The 313-nt window shown below is 73.2% G+C and carries 1 protein-coding gene; it reads right to left on the reverse strand.

Annotated features, from left to right (window positions below; genetic code table 11):
• A partial coding sequence (locus ACOADB_RS24225) for a hypothetical protein (protein WP_378604824.1) occupies positions 1 to 313 on the reverse strand: 313 nt, incomplete at both ends.

Here is a 313-nt window from a genome sequence, read left to right on the forward strand (position 1 = left end):
CAGGAGCAGCTGCTCCGACGTGGGAGCGGCGGCCTTCTTCGCCGTGGTCTTCTTGGCGGACGCCTTCTTGGCCGGAGCCTTCTTCGCGGCCGTCTTCTTGGCCGCGGTCTTCTTCGCGGGCTTCTCGCCCGCGCTCCCCTCGGCGTCGCCCTCGGGCTTCGCGGCTGCCTTCTTGGCCGGGGCCTTCTTCGCCGCCGTCTTGCGCGGGGCGGTCTTCTTCGCTGCCGTCTTCGCGGCGGGCTTCTCCGCCGGGGCCTCGACCGTGGCAGCCGCTTCGGCGGGGGCCTCAGCCGGCGTGTCGCTCGGCGTGTCG

This window comes from Nocardioides sp. CPCC 206348, from assembly GCF_048654705.1.
GTDB lineage: Bacteria > Actinomycetota > Actinomycetes > Propionibacteriales > Nocardioidaceae > Nocardioides.